17 protein-coding genes are annotated in these 19,321 nt (G+C 73.2%); 9 read left to right on the top strand and 8 right to left on the bottom strand.

What is annotated here, in order from left to right; translation table 11 throughout:
* Position 1: 1 nt before the first annotated feature.
* Entirely contained in the window at positions 2–952 is a 951-nt protein-coding gene (locus tag B124_RS13815) for a sigma-70 family RNA polymerase sigma factor family protein (RefSeq protein ID WP_496503093.1), read from the bottom strand.
* Positions 953–1,093: 141 nt separating this feature from the next.
* Complete coding sequence (locus B124_RS13810) at positions 1,094–1,729, bottom strand: hemerythrin domain-containing protein (protein WP_496503092.1); 636 nt, start codon at positions 1,727–1,729, stop codon at positions 1,094–1,096.
* Between the two features lie 116 nt (positions 1,730–1,845).
* On the opposite strand from B124_RS13810, the gene B124_RS13805 reads away from it, so the two are divergent.
* Both B124_RS13805 and B124_RS13800 read left to right on the top strand, forming a co-directional pair.
* Positions 1,846–2,433 carry a short chain dehydrogenase gene (locus B124_RS13805; protein ID WP_496503091.1) on the top strand — a complete coding sequence of 196 codons (588 nt, stop codon included), beginning with the start codon at positions 1,846–1,848 and terminating at the stop codon, positions 2,431–2,433.
* Between the two features lie 43 nt (positions 2,434–2,476).
* Positions 2,477–3,430, top strand: coding sequence for an aminoglycoside phosphotransferase (locus B124_RS13800; protein ID WP_496503090.1), 954 nt, complete (start codon positions 2,477–2,479; stop codon positions 3,428–3,430).
* A 114-nt stretch (positions 3,431–3,544) separates the two neighbouring features.
* On the opposite strand, the gene B124_RS13795 is transcribed toward B124_RS13800, so the two are convergent.
* Both B124_RS13795 and B124_RS13790 read right to left on the bottom strand, forming a co-directional pair.
* Positions 3,545–4,636: a methyltransferase domain-containing protein gene (locus B124_RS13795; RefSeq protein ID WP_496503089.1), complete on the bottom strand. Its 1,092-nt coding sequence runs from the start codon at positions 4,634–4,636 to the stop codon at positions 3,545–3,547.
* 281 nt (positions 4,637–4,917) lie between these two features.
* The gene (locus tag B124_RS13790) at positions 4,918–5,349 is read right to left on the bottom strand and encodes an ATP-binding protein (protein ID WP_496503088.1); all 432 of its coding nucleotides are present in this window, start codon (positions 5,347–5,349) and stop codon (positions 4,918–4,920) included.
* A 353-nt stretch (positions 5,350–5,702) separates the two neighbouring features.
* Between B124_RS13790 and B124_RS13785 the strand changes: the two genes are divergently transcribed.
* Positions 5,703–6,257, top strand: a complete 555-nt coding sequence (locus tag B124_RS13785; RefSeq protein WP_496503087.1) for an NsdA family TPR-like regulatory protein — start codon at positions 5,703–5,705, stop codon at positions 6,255–6,257.
* A gap of 1 nt (position 6,258) precedes the next feature.
* Here the strand turns inward: B124_RS13785 and cutA are convergent, their stop codons facing one another.
* Positions 6,259–6,600 carry a divalent-cation tolerance protein CutA gene (cutA, locus tag B124_RS13780; RefSeq protein ID WP_496503086.1) on the bottom strand — a complete coding sequence of 114 codons (342 nt, stop codon included), beginning with the start codon at positions 6,598–6,600 and terminating at the stop codon, positions 6,259–6,261.
* A 606-nt stretch (positions 6,601–7,206) separates the two neighbouring features.
* On the opposite strand from cutA, the gene B124_RS13775 reads away from it, so the two are divergent.
* Complete coding sequence (locus B124_RS13775; RefSeq protein WP_496503085.1) at positions 7,207–8,103, top strand: thiopeptide-type bacteriocin biosynthesis protein; 897 nt, start codon at positions 7,207–7,209, stop codon at positions 8,101–8,103.
* A gap of 127 nt (positions 8,104–8,230) precedes the next feature.
* On the opposite strand, the gene B124_RS13770 is transcribed toward B124_RS13775, so the two are convergent.
* A complete protein-coding gene (locus B124_RS13770) occupies positions 8,231–9,133 on the bottom strand; it encodes a glycoside hydrolase family 19 protein (RefSeq protein ID WP_496503172.1) in 903 nt (300 codons plus the stop codon).
* Positions 9,134–9,491: 358 nt separating this feature from the next.
* On the opposite strand from B124_RS13770, the gene B124_RS13765 reads away from it, so the two are divergent.
* Entirely contained in the window at positions 9,492–10,955 is a 1,464-nt protein-coding gene (locus B124_RS13765) for an SGNH/GDSL hydrolase family protein (protein WP_496503084.1), read from the top strand.
* Between the two features lie 154 nt (positions 10,956–11,109).
* Here B124_RS13765 and B124_RS13760 read toward each other — a convergent pair whose 3' ends face one another.
* Positions 11,110–11,973, bottom strand: a complete 864-nt coding sequence (locus B124_RS13760; protein WP_496503171.1) for a D-alanyl-D-alanine carboxypeptidase family protein — start codon at positions 11,971–11,973, stop codon at positions 11,110–11,112.
* Positions 11,974–12,327: 354 nt separating this feature from the next.
* On the opposite strand from B124_RS13760, the gene B124_RS13755 reads away from it, so the two are divergent.
* Both B124_RS13755 and B124_RS13750 read left to right on the top strand, forming a co-directional pair.
* Positions 12,328–13,554, top strand: a complete 1,227-nt coding sequence (locus tag B124_RS13755) for a lipase family protein (protein ID WP_496503083.1) — start codon at positions 12,328–12,330, stop codon at positions 13,552–13,554.
* Positions 13,555–13,771: 217 nt separating this feature from the next.
* A complete protein-coding gene (locus B124_RS13750) occupies positions 13,772–14,026 on the top strand; it encodes a hypothetical protein (protein ID WP_496503082.1) in 255 nt (84 codons plus the stop codon).
* An 89-nt stretch (positions 14,027–14,115) separates the two neighbouring features.
* Here B124_RS13750 and B124_RS13745 read toward each other — a convergent pair whose 3' ends face one another.
* Positions 14,116–15,471, bottom strand: coding sequence for an MFS transporter (locus B124_RS13745; protein WP_496503081.1), 1,356 nt, complete (start codon positions 15,469–15,471; stop codon positions 14,116–14,118).
* A gap of 367 nt (positions 15,472–15,838) precedes the next feature.
* Here B124_RS13745 and B124_RS13740 point away from each other — a divergent pair, with 367 nt between their 5' ends.
* Positions 15,839–16,432, top strand: coding sequence for a CGNR zinc finger domain-containing protein (locus B124_RS13740; protein ID WP_496503080.1), 594 nt, complete (start codon positions 15,839–15,841; stop codon positions 16,430–16,432).
* Positions 16,433–16,673: 241 nt separating this feature from the next.
* Positions 16,674–19,301, top strand: coding sequence for an ATP-dependent Clp protease ATP-binding subunit (locus B124_RS13735; protein ID WP_496503079.1), 2,628 nt, complete (start codon positions 16,674–16,676; stop codon positions 19,299–19,301).
* Positions 19,302–19,321 lie beyond the last annotated feature (20 nt).

Below are 19,321 nucleotides of genomic sequence, written 5' to 3'. Positions count from 1 at the left end.
TCTAGTACACGATGCTGAGGTCCGCCAGGTCGGTTTCCAGTTCCGTGGCGGTGATCTCGCCGTCCTGGACCGTGAAGCGGAAGGCGAGCTGGGGCAGGCCGTTGCGGAGCCAGACCAGGCCCGCGGCGCCATCGATCAGGGCGGGGATCGGGGCCCAGGTGCGTACCGTGCAGACGCGGGTGACGGACTCCGGGCCGCGGACCTCCGTGGTGCCGATGACGGCGTCGCCGCCGCGGCGTTCGGCAGGGGCCGGCTGAGGGGCGGTGTCGTCCGGAGGGCCGGCCGGGTTCCGGCCGTTCGGGGGTGTCGGCGGCTGCGGCGGGTGGGCGCCGTGGTCCCGGCGGTTCGGGTCCAGTGCCGTCAGCATCGCCTCGAAGTCGCCCCCGCGGGCCGCCGCCAGGAACGCGCCCGCGATGTCCGCGCCCGTCTGCGCCGCGAGGTTCGGGGCGCTGCCGTACGGGGTCCGTTCGCAGCCGCCCGCGCCGCCCCCGCCGGCCCCTTCGTCGGGCGCCGCGCCCGGCCCGTGGGCGCTGCCGGCCAGTTGCCGGGTCGTCCGCGCCGCCAGCGCCGCGACCTCCTCGAACGACGCCGCGAACATGTCCTGCAGCGCGTACGCCAGCCGCTCCGGCGGCGTCAGCGCGTCGAGTACGACCTGCAGCACCAGGTGTACGGAGCCGGCATGCACCACCGGGAGCGGGTTCTTGCCGGGTGCTTCCACGGCCGTACGGGACCGGAGCAGGTGCAGCGTGACCTGCGCGACCGTCGTGCGCAGGCAGCCGTCGAGGTCGTCCGAGCCGGCGCGGTCCGCGCGGCTGAGCCTCGTCCAGCTCCCCCCGCCGGCCGCACCGGACCCCTCGGCCGGGTCCGCCGGGTCGAGCAGCCGGTAGGCCAGGGGGCGCAGGCCAAGGCGGTCGGTCTCGAATCGTTCGGCCAGCCAGTCGTGTTCGTCCATCTGGTCGAGTCCTCTCGGCGACACCTCCGTCCAGATAATGACCGCGGCGGGCCGTCGAATGTGACGGCACCCGATGAATTTCCTGAAAACAGGGCCGTACGGACCGGACTCGTGCGGTCCGTACGGCCACGGACGACGCGCTCAGGCGCCCTTGCCCCACCAGTCCTTCGCCAGGAACGCCGGCCGCCACTCGGCGGCGTAGGCCGCCTTGACCGGGTCCGGCAGGATCCCCAGCACCGCGGCCGACATCTTCTCGTCCGCGCCCTCCAGCATCCACGCCGTCAGCACCGGCCCGTCGGCGGCGCCCTTGGCGGCGTGCACCGCGCCGAAGTTCTGCAACTGCGGCATCGTCAGAGTGCGTTCGATCAGCGGCAGCGTGACGTCCTCCTCGTGCGTGAGGTGCCCCTTGAGCTTCACGGCCAGCTCGTCGGCCAGCCCGGCGAGCCGCTCCGGGCCGCTCTCGCGGTCGACCAGTGCGGCGTCGACCGCGTCGAGGAGGGGGTCTATCTGCGCGTGCTCGTCCTCCATCGCGTCCACGACCGCGAGGTCGTCGGGGCGGGTCTCCAGCGCCTCGCGGAGCGGCGGCCACAGGGCCTCGTCCTCGGAGGTGTGGTGGATGTGCAGGATCTTCTTGAACAGCTCCCAGCCGCCCGCGGTGGCGAGGATCTTCTTCGGGTCGTCGCCGGCGCGTGCTGCCGCGCCCGCGATGTGCTCCAGGTCGCGGCGGAGCGCGTCGTGCATCGCGTACATCAGGGTGAAATCGACTTTGTTGCTCATGGTGGCTTCTCCCTTGTTCACTCCTACTGACGGAACAGCCCCGCGGAATGTGAGGGAGGTACGGGCACGGCGTACCAGCGGGCGCGCTGTCGGTGGGCAGTTGAGATGATCGACGCATGAAGATCGTGGTGATCGGAGCGACCGGAACGATCGGCAGCGCGGTGGCGGGCGTGCTGGAGGAGGCTTCCCACGACGTCGTGAGGGCGTCGCGCAACGGCCCGGTGACGGTGGATCTGGCCGACCCCGCCACCCTGGACAGGCTCTTCGACGACGTGCCGGACCTCGATGCGGTGGTGTGCTGCGCGGCCAGCGGCCCGCTGGTGGACCTGGCGTCGGTGACCGACGACGAGTTCGCCGCGGGCCTGCAGGCAAAGCTCCTCGGACAGGTCGCGCTGGCCCGCCGGGCGGTGCGCCGGCTCCGGGAGGGCGGTTCCGTCACGCTGACCGGCGGCACCTTCTCCGCTCCGCTGGCCGGCGGGTCGCTGGGGGCGCTCGTCAACGCCGGCCTGGAGGGCTTCGTGCGCAACGCGGCCGACGAGATGCCGCGGAGTCTGCGGATCAACGTCATCAGCCCGGGGTGGATCCGGGAGACCCTGGAGCGCCTGGGCATGGACCCTGCCGACGGCACGCCCGTCGCCGAGGTGGCCCGTGCGTACGCGGAGGCCGTGGAGGGCACGGCGCGGGGCCGGACGATCCGGCCGTAGCCCGGGGCCGCCCGCGGGGCGGGTGATCCGTACGATCGGTGCCATGCTGACGCCGCCCGCATCCGTGACCGACCAGGACGTCCTGAAGGCCGTCGCCGAGCACTGGCTGCCCGGCGCGGAGCAGGCGGAGCACCTGCCGTGGGGGTTCGGGGCGCACCACTGGCGGGTGGCGGGCGGCGGGACGGTGCTGTTCGCGACGCTGGACGCGCTGGCGCCGCGGCACACGGCGGCGTCGCTGGAGGCGGCGTACGCGGGGGCGGCGGCGCTGGCGGCGGCGGGGCTGGAGCCGGTGTGCGCACCGCTGCCGTCAGGACCCGGATCGCGGTTCACGGTGCCGTTCGGGGACGGGGCGTTGAGCGTCACGCCGTGGGTCGAGGGCCGTACGCCGACGGAGGCGGAAGCGGCGGAACCGGCACACGCGGCCCAGGTCGTACGCGCCCTGCGTGCCCTGCACGGCACCGCCGGCCTGGCGCCGGGGCTGCCGGAATGGGCGCCGCGCGTGGGCCCCGGGTTCGCGGCCGGCCTGCGGGCCCGTACCGCAGAGCCCTGGACGTCAGGCCCGCTCGCCGAGGAGGCGCGCACCGCCCTCGCCGCACACGGCGAGGCCATCGCCCGCTGGACGGACCGCTGCCTCCGCCTCGCCGGCACCGCCCGCACCCGCCGCGCTTCATGGGTCCCCACCCATGGCGAACCGCACCACGCCAACCAGCTCCTCACCCCCGACGGCCTGCGCTTCGTCGACTGGGAATCGCTGTCCCTGGCCCCACGCGAACGCGACTACGCCGACGTCCCACCGGCCCTGCGGGACGCACTGGAGCCCGACCCGGAGATGCTGGAGCTCTTCGCACTGGACTGGCGGCTCTCCGAACTCGACGAGTACGCCCGCTGGTTCAGCGCACCGCACACGGGCACGGAGGACGACACCACGGCACTGGAGGGCCTGCACGAGGAACTCGCGGACGGGGACGCGGCGGACGCCGGGGAAGCGGCGGGCTGATCCGCGGCCCCGCACGGCGGGCCCGTCCGGAGGGCGGGCCCGCCGTCCTCGGGACGGGGCAGAGGTCACCAGCTCGGCAGGGCACATGGTCATCAGCTCCTTCCTCGCGTTAGTTCACCCCCTGCGGGGCACGGCGTGGTCCGGGCGGTCCAGCCATGCCAGGTGTTCACCGTCGGTCGCATCGACGGTCAGTCCGAAGCAGTCGCTGGGGGGACGGTCCTGGCTGTTCCACCAGTCCAGGCCGAATTCGACCTCCGTCCACAGCTCCCGCTTGCCGTGCTGGCAGACCCGGCCCAGCCCGCCGTTCGCGCTCCACGACACCGCGGCCCACGAGCGATCCCTCTCGGCCAGGCTGTAGAACCAGGCGTCCACGCGGCCGTCCGGCCGACGGGTCACGGTGTGCGTCGCGGCTGGTACTACGAGGCCGAGTACAAAGGCCCCGGCGGTCAGATCCTGGGGGCTCAGGTCGGTACTCGACTCGCGCACGCCAGAGGGCCAGGGATCGGGCACGTAATCCGCGTGCTCGGGCCACTGGCCGCGCTGCGCACGGGCCTTCATGAACTCCGCCGGCCGCCGGAAGTCGCCGGACGCAGACGTGCCGTCGGCGGCCACGATCAGCTTCACCAAGGCATCCTGGTTGCTGTAGCGGGTGCCATAGGGCGCGAGAATGATCCCACCCGGCTTGACCTGTCCGATCCACGCGGACGGGATGGCACGCAGTCCGCAGGTCGCCACGATCCGATCGTACGGCGCACCGGACGGGTCGCCTTCCAGCCCGTCACGGGCGAAGACGGCGGGCCGCGGCCCGGCCCCGGACAGCCGCCTCCGGGCAGCCTCGGCCACCTCCGCGTCAACGTCGATGGTCACGACGTTCTTGCCGCCCAGTCGGTGCGTGAGCAGACCGGCGGTCCAGCCGGTGCCGGTGCCTATCTCCAGCACCCGCATGCCCGGCTCGACTTCGAGGTCGCGGAGCATCGCCATCACCAGCGACGGCTGCGACGACGAACTGGTCGCTACGGTGCCGGCGGCGCGGCCGGTGTACGCGCCGTCGTCCCACTGGGTGACGATCGCCGCGTCGCTGTCGGCGTAGTGGATCCACAGCCGCGGGTCGACGGCGCGCGAAACAGCGTCGCGGGTCGTGCCGGTGACGTGGTCGTACGGCCAGATCCAGTCAGGCAGGAAGGACGCGCGGTCGACGGCGGCCACGCAGGCGCCCACTCGGAAGCCATAGCCCGGCAGTCGATCAGGGCGCGGCCCAACTCCTCCCAGCCGGGCCGCACCTCGCAGCTCGCGCACTTCACTTGCGATGGCCTCCATCACCGGGCGGCGGGCCGCTGTCCGGGGACGGCGGGGGCGGCGGCGCCGGCGGCTGGATCGGGGCGGGGTTACCACCGTGTCCTCCGTCATCAGCCGTGATCATCGTGCATCCCTCCTCGGTATCGATGTACGGGTCTCTCCCACCCGACTCGGTGACGTGCGGCACATCCTCAGCAGGATCGCCCCGCGCGCACGCCGGCTCGACCACCACCGCCCACACCGTCTTGCCGACCGCACGCTCCGACACCCCCCCACCGGTCCGCGAACTCCTCAACCAAGTGCAGCCCGAAACCGCCGGAGTCATCCGGCACACGCGGCACCGGATGCCCGCCGGAGGCGTCATCCACCTCGATACGCACCCCACCCGCCAACCGGACAAACCGCGTCGCCACCTCCCGCCCCGGCGGCACACACGCATGAACGACGGCATTCGTGACCAACTCCGAGACCACCAGCACAGCCGGCCCCTCGATCCCACCCAGCCCCCACCGGGCCAATGCCTTACGCAACTGCGCCCGCGCCAGCGCCACACACCGCGGATGCCGACGCCACTGCCACGTCATCACCGCGTGTTCGTCCGTGTTCAGCTGCTGAAGCCGCATGACCGACAGGATGGGTGAAGAGGTACCGATCTCGATTCCCAGCGAGGGGGATACCCATGATGGGTACACTCCGGGGACGGATGGCTGCTGATCCCGACGCTGCGCTACTCACCTGCTGATACGCGAGGAAGGCAAGGGCATTGCCTTCAAGGGCCGTGTCCTTCGCCTCTCTGGCAGCCTCGTGCGCTCGCCGGTAGAGGGCGGACGCCTCCCGCTGGTCTCCGGCATCGAATGCGGCCCAACCCGCCTGCTGCGCTTGTTCGGCGACAATCCTCAGCAACTGCCTTCCGGTCGCCTCCGGGTAACTGGCGCGGTGCATCAGGCGCACTGTGCCGTCCAGCTCGGCGCGGTAGATGTGGCGTGTGTCCGCCCCGCCCAGAACAGTCGCAACTGCGGTCGCGTCGTGGGAGGCCGCGGGATCCGAGGTGCCGCCCACCGTCCGAGGTCTGCTGTACGAGCGCCGGGCCTGGGCTCACGCCCGTGCCGGAGAGGCGAAAGAGACGGAACACGCACTCGCTCAGGCAGAGGACGCTCTGAACAGCAGCGCCAACGACCCGGGGCCCGAGTGGGCATCATGGGTCGACGGGCGTGAATTGCAGATCATGAAGGGCCGCTGCTGGACGGAGCTGCGCCGCCCGCTGCGCGCCGTACCCGAACTCGAAGCCGCGCTTGCCGACTTCGACGACGCACACGCCCGCGACAAGGCTCTCTACCTCTCCTGGCTCGCGCACGCCTATCTGGACGCCGGGGAGGTCGAGCAGTCTGCGAAGGTGATCGGCAGGGCGATCGATCTCTCGGCTGGAGTCGGCTCCGTCCGTCCCCGGCAGCGCGCCCGCACCTTCTTGACCCTCTTGCACCCTCACCGGTCGCTGGAGGCCGTCGCCGAGGTGCTGCGCCGGGCCGCATAACTCAGGCCGATCCGTTGCCTCGTTCCTCTGCCACCGACTGACGTACCCAGTCCAGGCACCCCTGCGCCCCGGCGACAATCGGGACAGCCATGATCTCCGGGTTGTCCCACGGGTGGTGCTCCAGCAGGTGCGTTTCAAGCTCCCTGTAGCGGTCCGCCGTGGTCTTGAAGATCACCTGCCATTCCTCACCCTCGCCGAACTCCCCCAGATGCCAGAACAGCGAGACCACGGGGCCGACCACCTGCACGCCAGCCGCCAACCGCGCCTGCGTCGCGCTCCGGCCGAGCGCCACGGCTGCTTCCCGGGTCTCCGTCGCCGTGTAGACCTGCACAAAGTCACTCATGTCCCGAGGCTAACGACCCATTGAGCACTGATTCGCGCCCAGGCACTCATGCGGGTGCGCGCAGAGGGGCGAAACTCGGGTCGCGTGGGCGACTTGTGCGTATTTGGCTTGAGGGTTACCGGGAGTTTGTCCCCGTGGCGTCCACTCGGTGCGGCCGTAATCGTCGCCCAGGGCGCGCTTCGGGGCTGGCACTTCGGGACTGGCACTCGGGGGGGCATCGCCGCTCTCGTCGGAGCCCGGTGGGGCTCCGTCCGAGGTCGGCCGCATTCGCGCATGTGGCGTAAGGAGTGCTTCGCACCGGCTCCCCCGCCGAAGTAATTCCGCATGTCCGGCTTGCAAACGCCCCCACGTCGCACGAAATATGGGAGCGTTCCTGGGCGGTCGTGGCCGAGGGGGACCACCTCCTGCCGCTCGATCTCGACAACGTGCTGTGCGTGGAGACGCTGGCGCACCTGGCCCGGAACCGCTCGGGCCTTTCGCTGGTGGAGTCGTTCCACGACCCCGACCAGGCGCTGGTCACCGGGCCCGAGGGCCGTTACGTGCACGAGATCGTGCTTCCGTTCCTGCGCACGGAGACCACGCCTGCACGGCCTGAGCCCTCCCTCCGTGCCGCCCGCACGCGTACCGCTGCCGGCGCCTGCCGTCCAGCGCACCTTCCGCCCGGGCTCGGAGTGGCTCTACGCCAAGCTGTACACGGGCACCGCCGGGGCGGACACCGTGCTGCGGCGGACCGTACGTCCGCTCGTTGCCCGCCTCCGGGACAGCGGAGCCGTGAGGCAGTGGTTCTTCGTCCGCTACTCGGACCCCGACTGGCACATCCGGCTGCGTATGCAGGGCGAACCCTCCCGCCTGCTGAACGAGGTGCTGCCGCTGCTGCACGACGCGGTGGCCGGAACGGGGGGCGACGGGCTGGTCCGAACGCTGCAACTGGACACGTACGAGCGGGAGATCGAGCGCTACGGCGGCGCCGTCCGCCTCGCGGAACGGCTCTTCCACGCGGACAGCGATGCTGCCCTGGCCATCGTCGGCTCCGTGCCTCCCGACGACCGCTGGCGCACGGTGCTTGCCGGCTGGGACCGGCTGCTGACCGACTTCGGCCTCACCCCGGCCGGCAAACGTGCCGTGGTGGGGGCCGCGCGCGACCGGCTGAGCGTGGAGTTCGCACTGGACGGCCAGTCCCGGCGCAGGCTCGGTGCGCGCTACCGCGCGGAACGCGCCGGGCTGTGGGCACTGCTGGAGCCCGGCACGGCAGCGACACCCCCACATTCCTCACTGGCGGCCCGGTCCCGCGCCGTCCGCCCCTTGGCCGAACGCCTGCGCACCGAGGCAGAACAGGGACGGCTCACCCGGCCCCTGCCCGTACTGGCGAGCACGTTCCTGCACATGCACGCGAACCGGGTGCTGCGGTCCGGCGCCCGTTGGCAAGAACTGCTGATCTGTGACTTCCTGTGCCGGCTCTACGATGCCTCGGTCCAGCTTTCACATCCACCAGGAACCGGGTGAGGCTCGCGTCGCACCACGCGGCGGACGGGGGCGCGGCGGGCTGAGCCGCCCTCCGCACCCCCGGCGCCCGCGCGGCGGGCCCGCCGTGGGGGTGTGCGGGCCCGCCGTTCTCGGGGTGGGGCCGGGGTCAGCAGCTCAGCCGGTCGCCCGGGGTGACGCCGAGGATCTCCGTGAAGCGCAGGTAGTTGTTGATACGGCTCTGGACCTGCGCGGGGTTGCCGCCGTCGCACTCCAGGGCACCGTTGATCGAGCGGATCGACTCACCGAAGCCCGCGCCGGTGGTCATCGCCGTGTGGCCGGACATGGTGCCGGGGCCGGACTGGGTCATCCAGTACCACAGGCCGGTCTGCCAGGCCACGGCCGGCTCCCGCTCCACCCGCCAGGGGTTGGTGAGCAGGTCGAGGCCGAGCGCGTCGCCGGCGGCCTTGTAGTTGAAGTTCCAGCTGAGCTGGATGGGCCCGCGGCCGTAGTACGCGGCCTGGCCGGCGGGGCAGCCGTAGGGCTGGGTGGCGTCGCAGTAGTGCGGGTAGTTGGACTGGTTCTGCTCGACGACGTACACGAGGCCGCCGGTCTCGTGGCTGACGTTGGCGAGGAAGGCGGCGGCTTCGCGGGCCTTGGTGGTGTCGTCACCGGTGTTGGCGAAGGCGGGGTAGGACTGCATGGCGGTGGTGAGGCCGCTGTACGTGTAGAAGGAGTTCCGGTTCGGGAACATCTGGTTGAACTGGGCCTCCGTCACGAACTCCCCGGGGCCGGGCCCCGGTCCGGGGTCATCGCCCCCGCAGGTGCCCTGGTCGGCCCAGACGCCCCACTCCCCGGTGGTGCCGGGCTCCTCGCCCTGGGTCCACCACTTGGCCTGCCAGTTGTGCCCGTTGTGCGAGACGACGTTGCCCTGGGTGTAGACGGCGCCGCTGCTCCAGCCGGCCGCGCAGGCGGCGGCGCTGGCGGGGGCGGCGGTGGCGAGGGGGACGAGCACGGCGAGGACGGCCGCCGCGGCGAGGGCGGCGACGAGGCCCCGGATCCGTCTGCCGATGCTGCGGTGCAGGCGCACGTGCACATGTGTGGCTGACACGACATCACATCCTGTCGGTGGGGGTGTGCGCGGTATGTACGTGGCATGACGGAGCAAAGCCCCTTGGTCTGGACCTGTCAAGGTCTAGACCAACAAATACCCCGAGGATCGGCCCGCCCGTCCACGGCCCTCACCAGCAAGGGCTTTCTGCAACGGTGGCCCGAAGCAACTGAACGCCCCTCAGGCCCCGTTGACCGCCGTTCCTGAGCAGCCGTACCTTCCTCCCGTCTGGTTTCTCAGCCCGGTCGGGCAGCCGGACCGGCCGCCCTCGGCGGCGGACCGCCGGGCGTGCTCCGACCGCCGAGCCGGAGGTACGCACGTGCCCGAAGAAGCCACCCCGCCACCCGACCATGCCGTCGTCCGAGGCCCCGGCAGACCCGGCGGCCCCGGCAGACCCGGCGGCCCCAGCAGCCCCAGCAGCCCCCGCGACTCCAGCAGCCGCAGCGGCCTCAGCAGACGCAGCCTCGGCCGCGCCGCCGCGGCGGTCGCCGCCACCCCCGTCCTCGCCGGTACGTGGCAACTGCTCACCACCCCCGCCGCCTCCGCCGCGGAGGCCGGCGGCGCGGCGGGCCGGGCCTGGACCGGCACGTGGGCCACCGCCGAGACGACGGTGCCGGCGGCCGACGCCACCGCCTTCGCCGACCAGACCCTGCGCCAGGTCGTCCACACCAGCACCGGCGGACGCGCACTGCGTATCCGCCTCACCAACCAGTACGGCACCGAGCCCCTCGTCGTCGGCGAGGCCCGCGTCGCGCTCTCCGTCCCCGGCGACGGCACCGCCGTCGTCCCCGGCACCGACCGCCCCGTGCTCTTCGGCGGCCGTACGTCCGTGACGCTGGCGCCCGGCACCCGGCGGTGGAGCGACCCGGTGTCGCTGGACGTACCGGCCGCGGCGAACCTCGCCATCAGCGTCTACCTGCCGCAGGCGACGCCGGCCGACACGGTGCACAGGTCGGCGTTCCAGCGCAACTACGTCGCCGCCGGCAACGTCGCCGCGAAGCCGGCCGTCGAACCCCAACGCTCCGCCACGTACTGGTACTTCCTCGCCGGGGTCGCCGTCGCCGGCGCCGTGCCGGGGACGGACGGCGGCACCGGCACCGGTGCCCGCCAGGCGATCGTCGCCTTCGGCGACTCCATCACCAACGGCTCCAACACCACTGTCGGCGCCAACCGCCGCTGGCCCGACCACTTCGCCCGCCGCCTCCGCGACGAGGCCGGGCGCACCGGCACCGGCGTCCTCAACACCGGCATCGGCGGCAACCGCCTCCTGCGCGACCCCAACCCGCCGCCCGGCTCCCCCGCCGAGACCTCCGCCCCGTACTACGGCGAGGCCGGCATCCGCCGGTTCGCCCGCGACGTACTGGACCAGCCCGCCGCCCGGCACGTCATCGTGCTCATCGGCGTCAACGACCTCGGCCACCCCGGCCTCGCCGCCCCCGTCGACGAGGAGGTCACGGCCGCAGAACTCATCGCCGGCCACCGCGACCTCATCCGCCAGGCCCACGCCCGCGGCCTGCGCATCCACGGCGCGACGGTCCTGCCGATGGAGGGCAACTCCCTCGGCATGTACACCCCGGAGCGGGACGCGATGCGCGAGACGCTCAACGACTGGATCCGCACCGCCGGGGAGTACGACGGCGTGATCGACTTCGACGCGGTCACCCTCGACCCGGCGCAGCCGAGCCGGCTGCTGGCGGCGTACGACAGCGGCGACGGGCTGCACCCGAACGACGCGGGGATGGAGGCGATGGCGGCGGCGGTGCCGCTGGACCTGTTCACCTGAGACCTGTTCACCTGAGACCTGGCCACTGAGACCTGGTCGCCTGAGGTCCGTTCGCCTGAGACCCGTTCGCCTGAGCGGCACGAGGGCCGGCCCGCGCGCTCGCGCGGACCGGCCCTCATGTGCCGTACGCCTTACGGACCTTCGGACGGACAGGTCAGTCCCGCTGGGCGCCCTCCGGGAGCTGACGGAGCTGCATCGTGCTCGCCGTGCTGCTGCCGAAGCCGTAGTCCAGGAGCTTCGCCGCGTCCTTGTAGCGGTCGCTGGCGTTGAGGACCACGCCGATGTACGTCTTGCCGTCGCGCTTGGCGGTGAAGACCAGGCACGGCCCGGCCGGGGTGGTGGTGCCGGTCTTCATGCCGTTGGCGCCGCTGTAGGAGCCGAGGAGCTGGTTGGTGTTGTACCAGGTGTACGTGCGCCGGTTGCCGTTGCTCGCGGTGGCGTAGCGCACGGCCTTCGTCTTGGCGATGATCTCGCGGAACTTGCTGGAGTAGTTGTACGCGCTCTTCGCCAGCTTCGCCATGTCCCGCGGCGTCGAGTAGTTCTCCCCGGTGCTGGAGATGCCGTCGAACGAGTCGAAGTGGGTGTTCGTCATCCCCAGGAAGTCGGCCTTGGCGTTCATCTTCTTGATGAAGTTCTTCACCCGCGCCGCGCGCGTGTCGCCCGAGCCGTACGTGTCGGCCAGCGCGTACGCGGCGTCGCAGCCGGAGGGGAGCATCATCGCGTACAGCAGCGTGCCGACGGCGACCTTGTCGCCGGTCTTCAGATCGGCGGTGCTGGCGCCCTTGTTGACGACGTAGTCGCGGTACGCCTGCTTGATGGTGACCTTTTTGTCCAGGTCCAGGTTCGGCTGGCTGAGCACCACGCGCGCGGTCATGATCTTCGTGGTGCTGGCGATCTGCCGCTTGGTGTCGGCCCCCTTGGCGAAGACCTTCGTGCCCGACCCGTTGATCAGGAACGCGCCCTTGGCGGAGACGGTGGGCGCGGCGGCGGCCTCGGCCGCGCTCGCCGGGGAGGCCATCGGGGCCACGGCCAGCAGCGCCCCCGCGGCCACGACCCCGGCGGTCGCCTTGCGGAACCGGGTGCCCGGGCGGCGCGGGCGGACGCTGTTTTCTGTTGATATCAAGTCAGTTGCTCCGATGCTCCGGATGTCGCGGCGGCTGCGCCGCTCCCTCTCACGACTCGCGGGCGGGCCGGATGGATGTACGACATCCGGCCTGGTTTTCCCGGGCCGTGCCGGGTCGTGCGGGTCGTGCCGGGTCGTACGGGTACGGGGCCGGCGGCGCGGACCGCACCCGCACAGAGGGTTGACATGTTCGCGGAAAGCGCGCTTCTTTACTGACAAGTCAGTAACTTCTGTTGGGAGTTGACCGCAATGCATGGCCGTACCCTCCGGCGTGCCTTCGGCACGCTCGCCGGCACCACCGCGGCGGCCCTCGCCGCCACCGTCGCCCTCCCGCTCACCGCCGCCGCGGCGGAGGAGCGCCCGCCGTTCTACGAGCCGCCCGCCGCGCTCCCCGCGGACAACGGCGACGTCATCCGCTCCGAACCGTCCGTCTACTACCTCGACCCGCTCAAGACCCTGAAGGTCGACGCGAACGTCCAGCGCGTCATGTACCGCTCCACCGACGGCCAGGGCGCGCCCGTCGCCGTCACCGGCACCGTCATCACCCCCAGGTCCGCCTGGTCCGGACCCGGCGAGCGGCCCGTCATCGGGTACGCCGCCGGCACCCAGGGCCTCGGCGACCCGTGCGCGCCGTCGCGCCAGCTCGCCAACGGCACCGAGTACGAGGGCCTGTTCGTCAAGGGCCTCCTCGCCCGCGGCTACGCCGTCGCCATGACCGACTACGAGGGCCTGGGCACCCCCGGCCTGCACACGTACATGAACCGCGCCGTCCAGGGCCAGGCCGTCCTCGACTCCGTACGCGCCGCGCAGCGCCTGCCCGCCGCGGACCTCCCCGACGACGGCCCCGTCGCCGTCTACGGCTACTCCCAGGGCGGCGGCGCAGCCGCCTCCGCAGCCGAACTCGCCCGCTCCTACGCCCCGGACCTCGACGTCAAGGGCGTCGCGGCGGGCGCCGTCCCCGCGGACCTCGCCGCGGTCGGCCGCAACCTCGACGGCTCGCTGTACGCCGCCTTCCTCAGCTTCGCCGTCGCCGGCCTCGCCGAGGGCTCCGGTGTCGACCTCGACCCGTACCTCAACGACCGCGGCCGGCAGGTCATGGCCGAGGCGGCGGAGATGTGCACGGCAGAGGCCATCCTGAGCTACCCCTTCCTGCAGTCGAAGACGCTGACCGCCGACGGCCGGCCGATCACCGACTACATGAGCGAGTCGCCGTGGCGCGAGGTCGCCGAGGACCAGCGGATCGGCGTACGGAAGCCGGAGGTCCCGGTGTTCGTCTCGCACAGCATGCTCGACGACGTGATCCCGTACGGGGTCGGGCGGAACCTGGTCGCGGACTGGTGCGCGCGGGGCGCGACGGTGGACTTCTCGACGAACGTCGCGCCGACGCACGTGGGCGGCGCGGTGGCGTCGTACCCGGCGGCGTACGGGTGGCTGGAGGACCGGCTGGCGGACCGGCCGGCACCGTCCGACTGCTGAGCGGTGCGCAGGCGCTGCGCTGTGCGTACGGGTCCGGGGGGCGGACGGCGCGGGGGACGGCGCGGCGGGCTCGCTTCCGTGTCCAGGGACTCCCTCCCCCGGGCGGTTTCCTCCACCGGTACACCCGCATCCGCGGCCGTCGCCCGCACCGGAGGGAAGGAGCCGCGCGGGGGCGTGCGAGTCGGCGCCCGTTCATCGGCGTAGGAAGGATGAGCCCATGGCTGTCTACGACACCGAGATCCACACCGGAGGCGGCGGCTGGCAGGGGGACCAGCCGCTGTCGCTCAGCATCGCGAACCGCGGCGAGGTCGTCCCGGCGGACGCACCTCCCGCGACGGGGACGACCGTGACCTGGAGCGGCGACGCGGGCAACGGCTCCGTCACGTTCTTCGACAGCGGCAGCCGTTTCTCGGGGACCGCACAGTTCCCCGGTGAGGGCCCCGTCGAGTACCGCGGCACGCTCCAGGGCTGACCCGGTCAACCCGCCAGCCGGGGTACGGGGGGTGCGCCCCCGTACCCCGGCTGGACGCGTCGGAGGCCGCGCGCACCGCACCGACCCGCTCAGCGACGGGGTGTGCCGCGCAGCAGCGTGGCGCCGGCGAGTTGGAGCGCGGCGAGAGCGGCGAGGAGTGCGGCGGGCGAGAGCGCGGACGCGGCGGCGGCGGTGAGCGCCGCACCGGCCGCGCCAGCGGTGGTCTTGAGCCCGGCGCCGAGAGTGAAGACCTGGGTGCGGACGTCGGGCGGCGCGTGGTCGGCGCGGATCCGCAGCGTGGCGGCGAGCAGCGGCCCGTCGCAGAGCCCGGCGAGGGCGAACAGCGCCACGCACAGCGGGTACGGGGCCGCGGCGGCGGCGCCGAACAGCGCCACCCCGGTACCGACGAGGCAGGCGGCGGCCAGCCCCACGTCCGACAGCCCGGGTGCCCGCCGCGCGGCGGCCAGCGACCCGAGGAGCGCCCCGGCGGCCAGCACGGTGAGCAGCACACCGCCGCCGCCGGGATAGCCGCGTTCGTCGGCGAGCAGCACGGCGGCGGGAGCGAGCCCGCCGACGCCGACGAAGGCGAGGGAGGTGGCGGCGGTGATCCCCCGCAACTCGGGCACCCGCCACAACACCCCGAGCCCGCCGAGGAGTTCCCGCCAGCGGGGGAGCCGGGGGCGGGGACGGCGAAGGGGCAGGTGGCGGATGCGGCGGTCGGGGCCCGGGGTGGCACCGCATGCCCCGGCGCTACGCGACTCGGCAGCACGTGGCTCAGCGGAACCCGACTCGGTGGCGCGTGGGGCGGCATGGGTGCGCAGCCGCCAGCGGCGGCCCCGCGGCCCGGGTCGCCCACCGGCGGGCTCGGGGCCCTCGCCGGCCGGCCGCGGTATCCGCAGGGTCGTCGCCAGGGCTGCCGCGCCCGCCGCCGACGCCGCCAGGGCCGCCGTCGCCGGGCCCGCTCCCCACACGCCCGCCGTCGTCGTCACCGCCGCCGGGGCGGCGATGCCCGCCGCGTTGTACGCGGCCGCGTCCAGGGCGTACGCGCGGGCGCGGGCGCCCGAGTCCGGGACCAGGCCCGCGAGCAGGCTCGACAGGCCGCCGGTGACCATCGGCCCGCAGCAGCCGCCCAGCGCCGCCACCGCGAGCACCACCGGCACCGGCGCGCGGCCGAGGGTGAGCGCGACGCCCGCGATCGCCGCGGCGAAGACGCAGAGCGCGGCTCCGTGGAACACCGCACCCGCGCCCCGCGCCCGCGCGGCCAGCGCCCCCGTCAGCGGGGCGGCGACCGCGTGCGGCGCCATCCACGCCGCGAGCACCGCCGCGCCCTGCGCGGCGCTGCCGGTCCGGTGGAGGGCGAGCAGCGTGACGGCGACGGCCATGCCGTCGTCGGCGAAGCGTGCACAGGTGGCGGTGGCCAGGTACCGCCGCAACCCCTGCCCCATGCGCCCCACCTCTCCCGTCTGACGGCTGCTCACGTTTGCGATCACCGCTCACCCGCGAGAGCACCGCTCTCGATGCAGAGCATCGATCTCGTCGCGGAGCGTCGCTCTCGGTGCAGAGTGCCGGTCTCGGCACAGAGCAGCGGTCTCGGCACAGAGCAGCGGTCTCGGCACAGAGCGCCGATCTCGGCGCAGAGCACCGATCTCGGTGCGGAACACCGATCTCGGAAAAGAGCACCGCTCTCGGAAAAGAGCACCGCTCCCGCCCTCGCTCGCCCACCCCGCAGAGCAGCACCCTCCGTAACGGCTTATTGCATCAAGACGTTACCACTACCCTGGACCCACCACCCCGCCCACCCCAGGAGCCCCGATGCCCCCGCCGCCGCCCTCCGCGGCCCACGGATTCCGCCCCGCCCAGCGCCTCCTGGACGTCGCCAACGCCGTCCGCCGCGACCCGGCCACTCCCCGCGCCGACCTCGCCCGGCTTCTCGCCGCCCACGGCGAGACGCCCGCCGATCTCGCGCCCGGCGCCTTCACCGACGCCGACGCCGACGCGCTGCGCGGCGCCGCCCGGCGGATGACGGCCGTGCTCACCGAGCCCGACCCGGACCGCGCCGCCGCCGCGCTCAACGACGTGTTCGCGGAGTGCGGCGCCCGGCCCCGGCTCTCCCGGCACGGCGACCACCCCTGGCACCTGCACGTGGACCGCGGCGACGACGCCGGCTGGGCCGACTGGTTCCTCGCCTCCGGCGCCCTCGCGCTGGCACAGCTCCTCACCGAGTACGGGCAGCCGCCCTGGGGCGAGTGCGCCGCCCCCGACTGCACCGTCCTCTATCTCGGCACCGGCCCCGGCAGCGCCCGCCGCTACTGCTCCACGGCCTGCGCCTCCCGTACGCGCGTCGCCGCCCACCGCCGCCGGAAGCGGGCCGAGCAGGCAGAACGGACCGAGCCCGCGGGGGCCTGACCCCACCGCCGCCCCGAGCCGCTGCCCCGAGACAGCACCCCCGAGCCGCCGCCCCGAGCCGGCACCCGGGCAGCCCGACACCGCACCCGGGCAGACCACCGGGCCCCAGCAGACCGACCCCCGGCAACCGTCCGAGCGAACCCCCCACCCCCCTTTCGTACCGTTTGCGCGCTTCCGTCGCTCTTGTTTCAGTGAAGTGAGGCCCACGCACCACCCCACCCACCGCCGCGGAGACTCCCCCATGTCCCTGACCCCCCTCGGCCCCTACGGCTCCTCCGACCCGTTCTCCGAGCTGCTCAACCGGTTCTTCGGCATGTCCCCCGCCACCTCGCCCCCCGCCGTCCAGCGCGTGCCCATCGGCCGTCTCCTCACCGACTCCGCGCGCGAGCTGATCGGCCGCGCCCAGCGCCGCGCCGAGGAGGACGGCAGCGTCGACCTCGACACCGAGCACCTCCTGTGGGCCTGCACCCAGGTGGACCCCGCCCGCTCCGTCCTCGCCCAGGCCGGGGCCGACCCCGACGAGCTGGCCCGCGCCATCGCGGAGGCGCTGCCGGGGGAGGGGCGCACCGCGTCGTCGGAGCCGGAGCTGACGCCGGCCGCGAAGCGGGTGCTGCGGGGTGCGGTGGCGCGTTCGCAGGCCCACGGCACCTCGTACATCGGCCCCGAGCACATCCTCGGCGCCCTCCTCGACGACCCGGACGCCGGCGCCGCCCGGCTGCTCGGCGCGTACGGCACGGACACCGACCGGCTGCGCCGCACCGCCGAAGCCGCCACCGCGAGCCACGCCCCCGCCCCCGGCCGGCCCGGCACGCAGGGCTGGCCCGGCACCCAGGGCCGGCCCGGCGTGCAGGGGCAGCCCGGACAGCAGCCGCGGAGCGAGACCCCGACCCTGGACGAGTACGGCCGCGACATCACCGCCGAGGCGCGCGCCGGCCGGCTCGACCCCGTGGTGGGGCGCGCCGGGGAGATCGAGCAGACCGTCGAGATCCTCTCCCGCCGCACCAAGAACAACCCCGTGCTCATCGGCGAACCCGGCGTCGGCAAGACCGCCATCGTCGAGGGCCTGGCGCAGCGCATCGAGTCGGGCGACGTGCCGCAGACGCTCGCCGGCAGGCGCGTCGTGGGCCTGGACCTGGCCGGTCTTGTCGCGGGCTCGAAGTACCGCGGCGAGTTCGAGGAGCGGCTGAAGAAGGTCATCGAGGAGGTGAAGAGCACCGAGAGCAGCACGGTCCTCTTCATCGACGAGCTGCACACCGTCGTCGGCGCCGGTTCCGGGGGCGAGGGCGCGATGGACGCGGGCAACATGCTCAAGCCCGCGCTCGCCCGCGGCGAGCTGCACGTCGTCGGCGCGACGACGATCGACGAGTACCGCAGGCACGTGGAGAAGGACGCCGCGCTGGAGCGCCGCTTCCAGCCGGTGCTGGTGCCGGAGCCGACGGTCGCGGAGACCGTGCAGATCCTGGAGGGGCTGCGGGACTCGTACGAGGCGCACCACCAGGTCCGCCTCACCGACGAGGCGCTGGCCGCCGCCGCCGAGCTGTCCGACCGCTACGTCTCCGACCGCTTCCTGCCCGACAAGGCCATCGACCTCGTCGACCAGGCGGGCGCGCGCGTACGGCTGCGCTCGATGGGCCGCAGCACCGAGGTCGTCGACCGCGAGGACCGGCTCGCGAAGCTGCGCCGGGAGAAGGACGAGGCGGTCGCGGCCGAGAGGTACGAGAAGGCGTCGCAGCTCAAAGAGCGGATCGCCGAGGCGGAGGCGGAGCTGGCGGGCGTCGAGGAGCGGCGCGAGGGCGTGATGGAGGTGACCGCGGACGACATCGCCGGGGTGCTGTCGCGCTCGACGGGCATCCCCGTCGCGCAGTTGACGGAGAGCGAGAAGGACAAACTGCTGAAGCTGGAGGACGCGCTGCACGAGCGGATCGTCGGGCAGGACGAGGCGGTGGTGGCGGTCGCCGAGGCGGTACGCCGCGGGCGGGCCGGCATGAGCGACCCGGACCGGCCGACGGGCTCGTTCCTCTTCCTCGGCCCCACCGGCGTGGGCAAGACGGAGCTGGCGAAGGCGCTGGCGGAGCTGCTGTTCGGCGACGAGAGCCGGATGGTCCGCTTCGACATGAGCGAGTTCCAGGAGCGGCACACGGTCTCCCGGCTGCTGGGCGCCCCGCCCGGCTACGTCGGCTACGAGGAGGCCGGGCAGTTGACGGAGAAGGTACGCAGACGCCCGTACAGCGTGCTGCTCTTCGACGAGATCGAGAAGGCGCACCCGGACGTCTTCTCGGCGCTGCTCCAGGTGCTGGAGGACGGGCGGCTGACGGACGCGCAGGGGCGGACGGTCGACTTCCGCAACACCGTCGTCATCATGACGTCGAACATCGGGGCGCAGCGGATCCTCGCGCACAAGGGGCGGGTCGACGAGATCAGAGACGAGCTGATGGAGGACCTGCGCGCCCGCTTCCTGCCGGAATTCCTCAACCGCATCGACGAGGTCATCATCTTCCACGGGCTGACGGCCGACGACCTCGCCTCGGTGGTGGACCTGCTGCTGGACCGCAGCCGGCGGCGGCTGCGCGCCCAGGAGGTCGGCCTGGAGGTGACGGACGCGGCGAAGAAGCGGCTCGTCGCGCTCGGCCACCAGCCGGAGTTCGGCGCCCGGCCGCTGCGGCGCACGCTCCAGCGGGAGCTGGACAACCGGATCGCGAACCTGCTGCTGGACGGGTCGGTACGGCCCGGGGACACGGTGCTGGCGGACGTGGACAGCGACAGCGGCGAGCTGGTGTGCACGCTGGTCCGGCCGGAGACCTCGGCGCAGGAGGAGCGCGAGGTGGAGGCGGAGGGGAACGGCCCGAGCGGGCTGCCGGACGCGGCATAGCGGGGCCAGCGGGCTCAGCG

The organism is Streptomyces sp. CNP082 (assembly GCF_059570535.1).
Note: the sequence above shows the minus strand (reverse complement) of the source record. Positions and strands in the feature narration are given on the sequence as shown.

Excerpts from the sequence above, each read along its gene's own strand:
- B124_RS13815 (WP_496503093.1), bottom strand. The coding sequence starts at position 952 with ATGGACGAACACGACTGGCTGGCCGAACGATTCGAGACCGACCGCCTT.
- B124_RS13790 (WP_496503088.1), bottom strand. The coding sequence starts at position 5,349 with ATGCGGCTTCAGCAGCTGAACACGGACGAACACGCGGTGATGACGTGG.
- B124_RS13800 (WP_496503090.1), top strand. The coding sequence starts at position 2,477 with ATGCTGACGCCGCCCGCATCCGTGACCGACCAGGACGTCCTGAAGGCC.
- B124_RS13735 (WP_496503079.1), top strand. The coding sequence starts at position 16,674 with ATGTCCCTGACCCCCCTCGGCCCCTACGGCTCCTCCGACCCGTTCTCC.
- B124_RS13805 (WP_496503091.1), top strand. The coding sequence starts at position 1,846 with ATGAAGATCGTGGTGATCGGAGCGACCGGAACGATCGGCAGCGCGGTG.
- cutA (WP_496503086.1), bottom strand. The coding sequence starts at position 6,600 with ATGAGTGACTTTGTGCAGGTCTACACGGCGACGGAGACCCGGGAAGCA.
- B124_RS13755 (WP_496503083.1), top strand. The coding sequence starts at position 12,328 with ATGCATGGCCGTACCCTCCGGCGTGCCTTCGGCACGCTCGCCGGCACC.
- B124_RS13785 (WP_496503087.1), top strand. The coding sequence starts at position 5,703 with ATGTGGCGTGTGTCCGCCCCGCCCAGAACAGTCGCAACTGCGGTCGCG.
- B124_RS13810 (WP_496503092.1), bottom strand. The coding sequence starts at position 1,729 with ATGAGCAACAAAGTCGATTTCACCCTGATGTACGCGATGCACGACGCG.
- B124_RS13745 (WP_496503081.1), bottom strand. The coding sequence starts at position 15,471 with ATGGGGCAGGGGTTGCGGCGGTACCTGGCCACCGCCACCTGTGCACGC.
- B124_RS13750 (WP_496503082.1), top strand. The coding sequence starts at position 13,772 with ATGGCTGTCTACGACACCGAGATCCACACCGGAGGCGGCGGCTGGCAG.
- B124_RS13760 (WP_496503171.1), bottom strand. The coding sequence starts at position 11,973 with ATGGCCTCCCCGGCGAGCGCGGCCGAGGCCGCCGCCGCGCCCACCGTC.
- B124_RS13740 (WP_496503080.1), top strand. The coding sequence starts at position 15,839 with ATGCCCCCGCCGCCGCCCTCCGCGGCCCACGGATTCCGCCCCGCCCAG.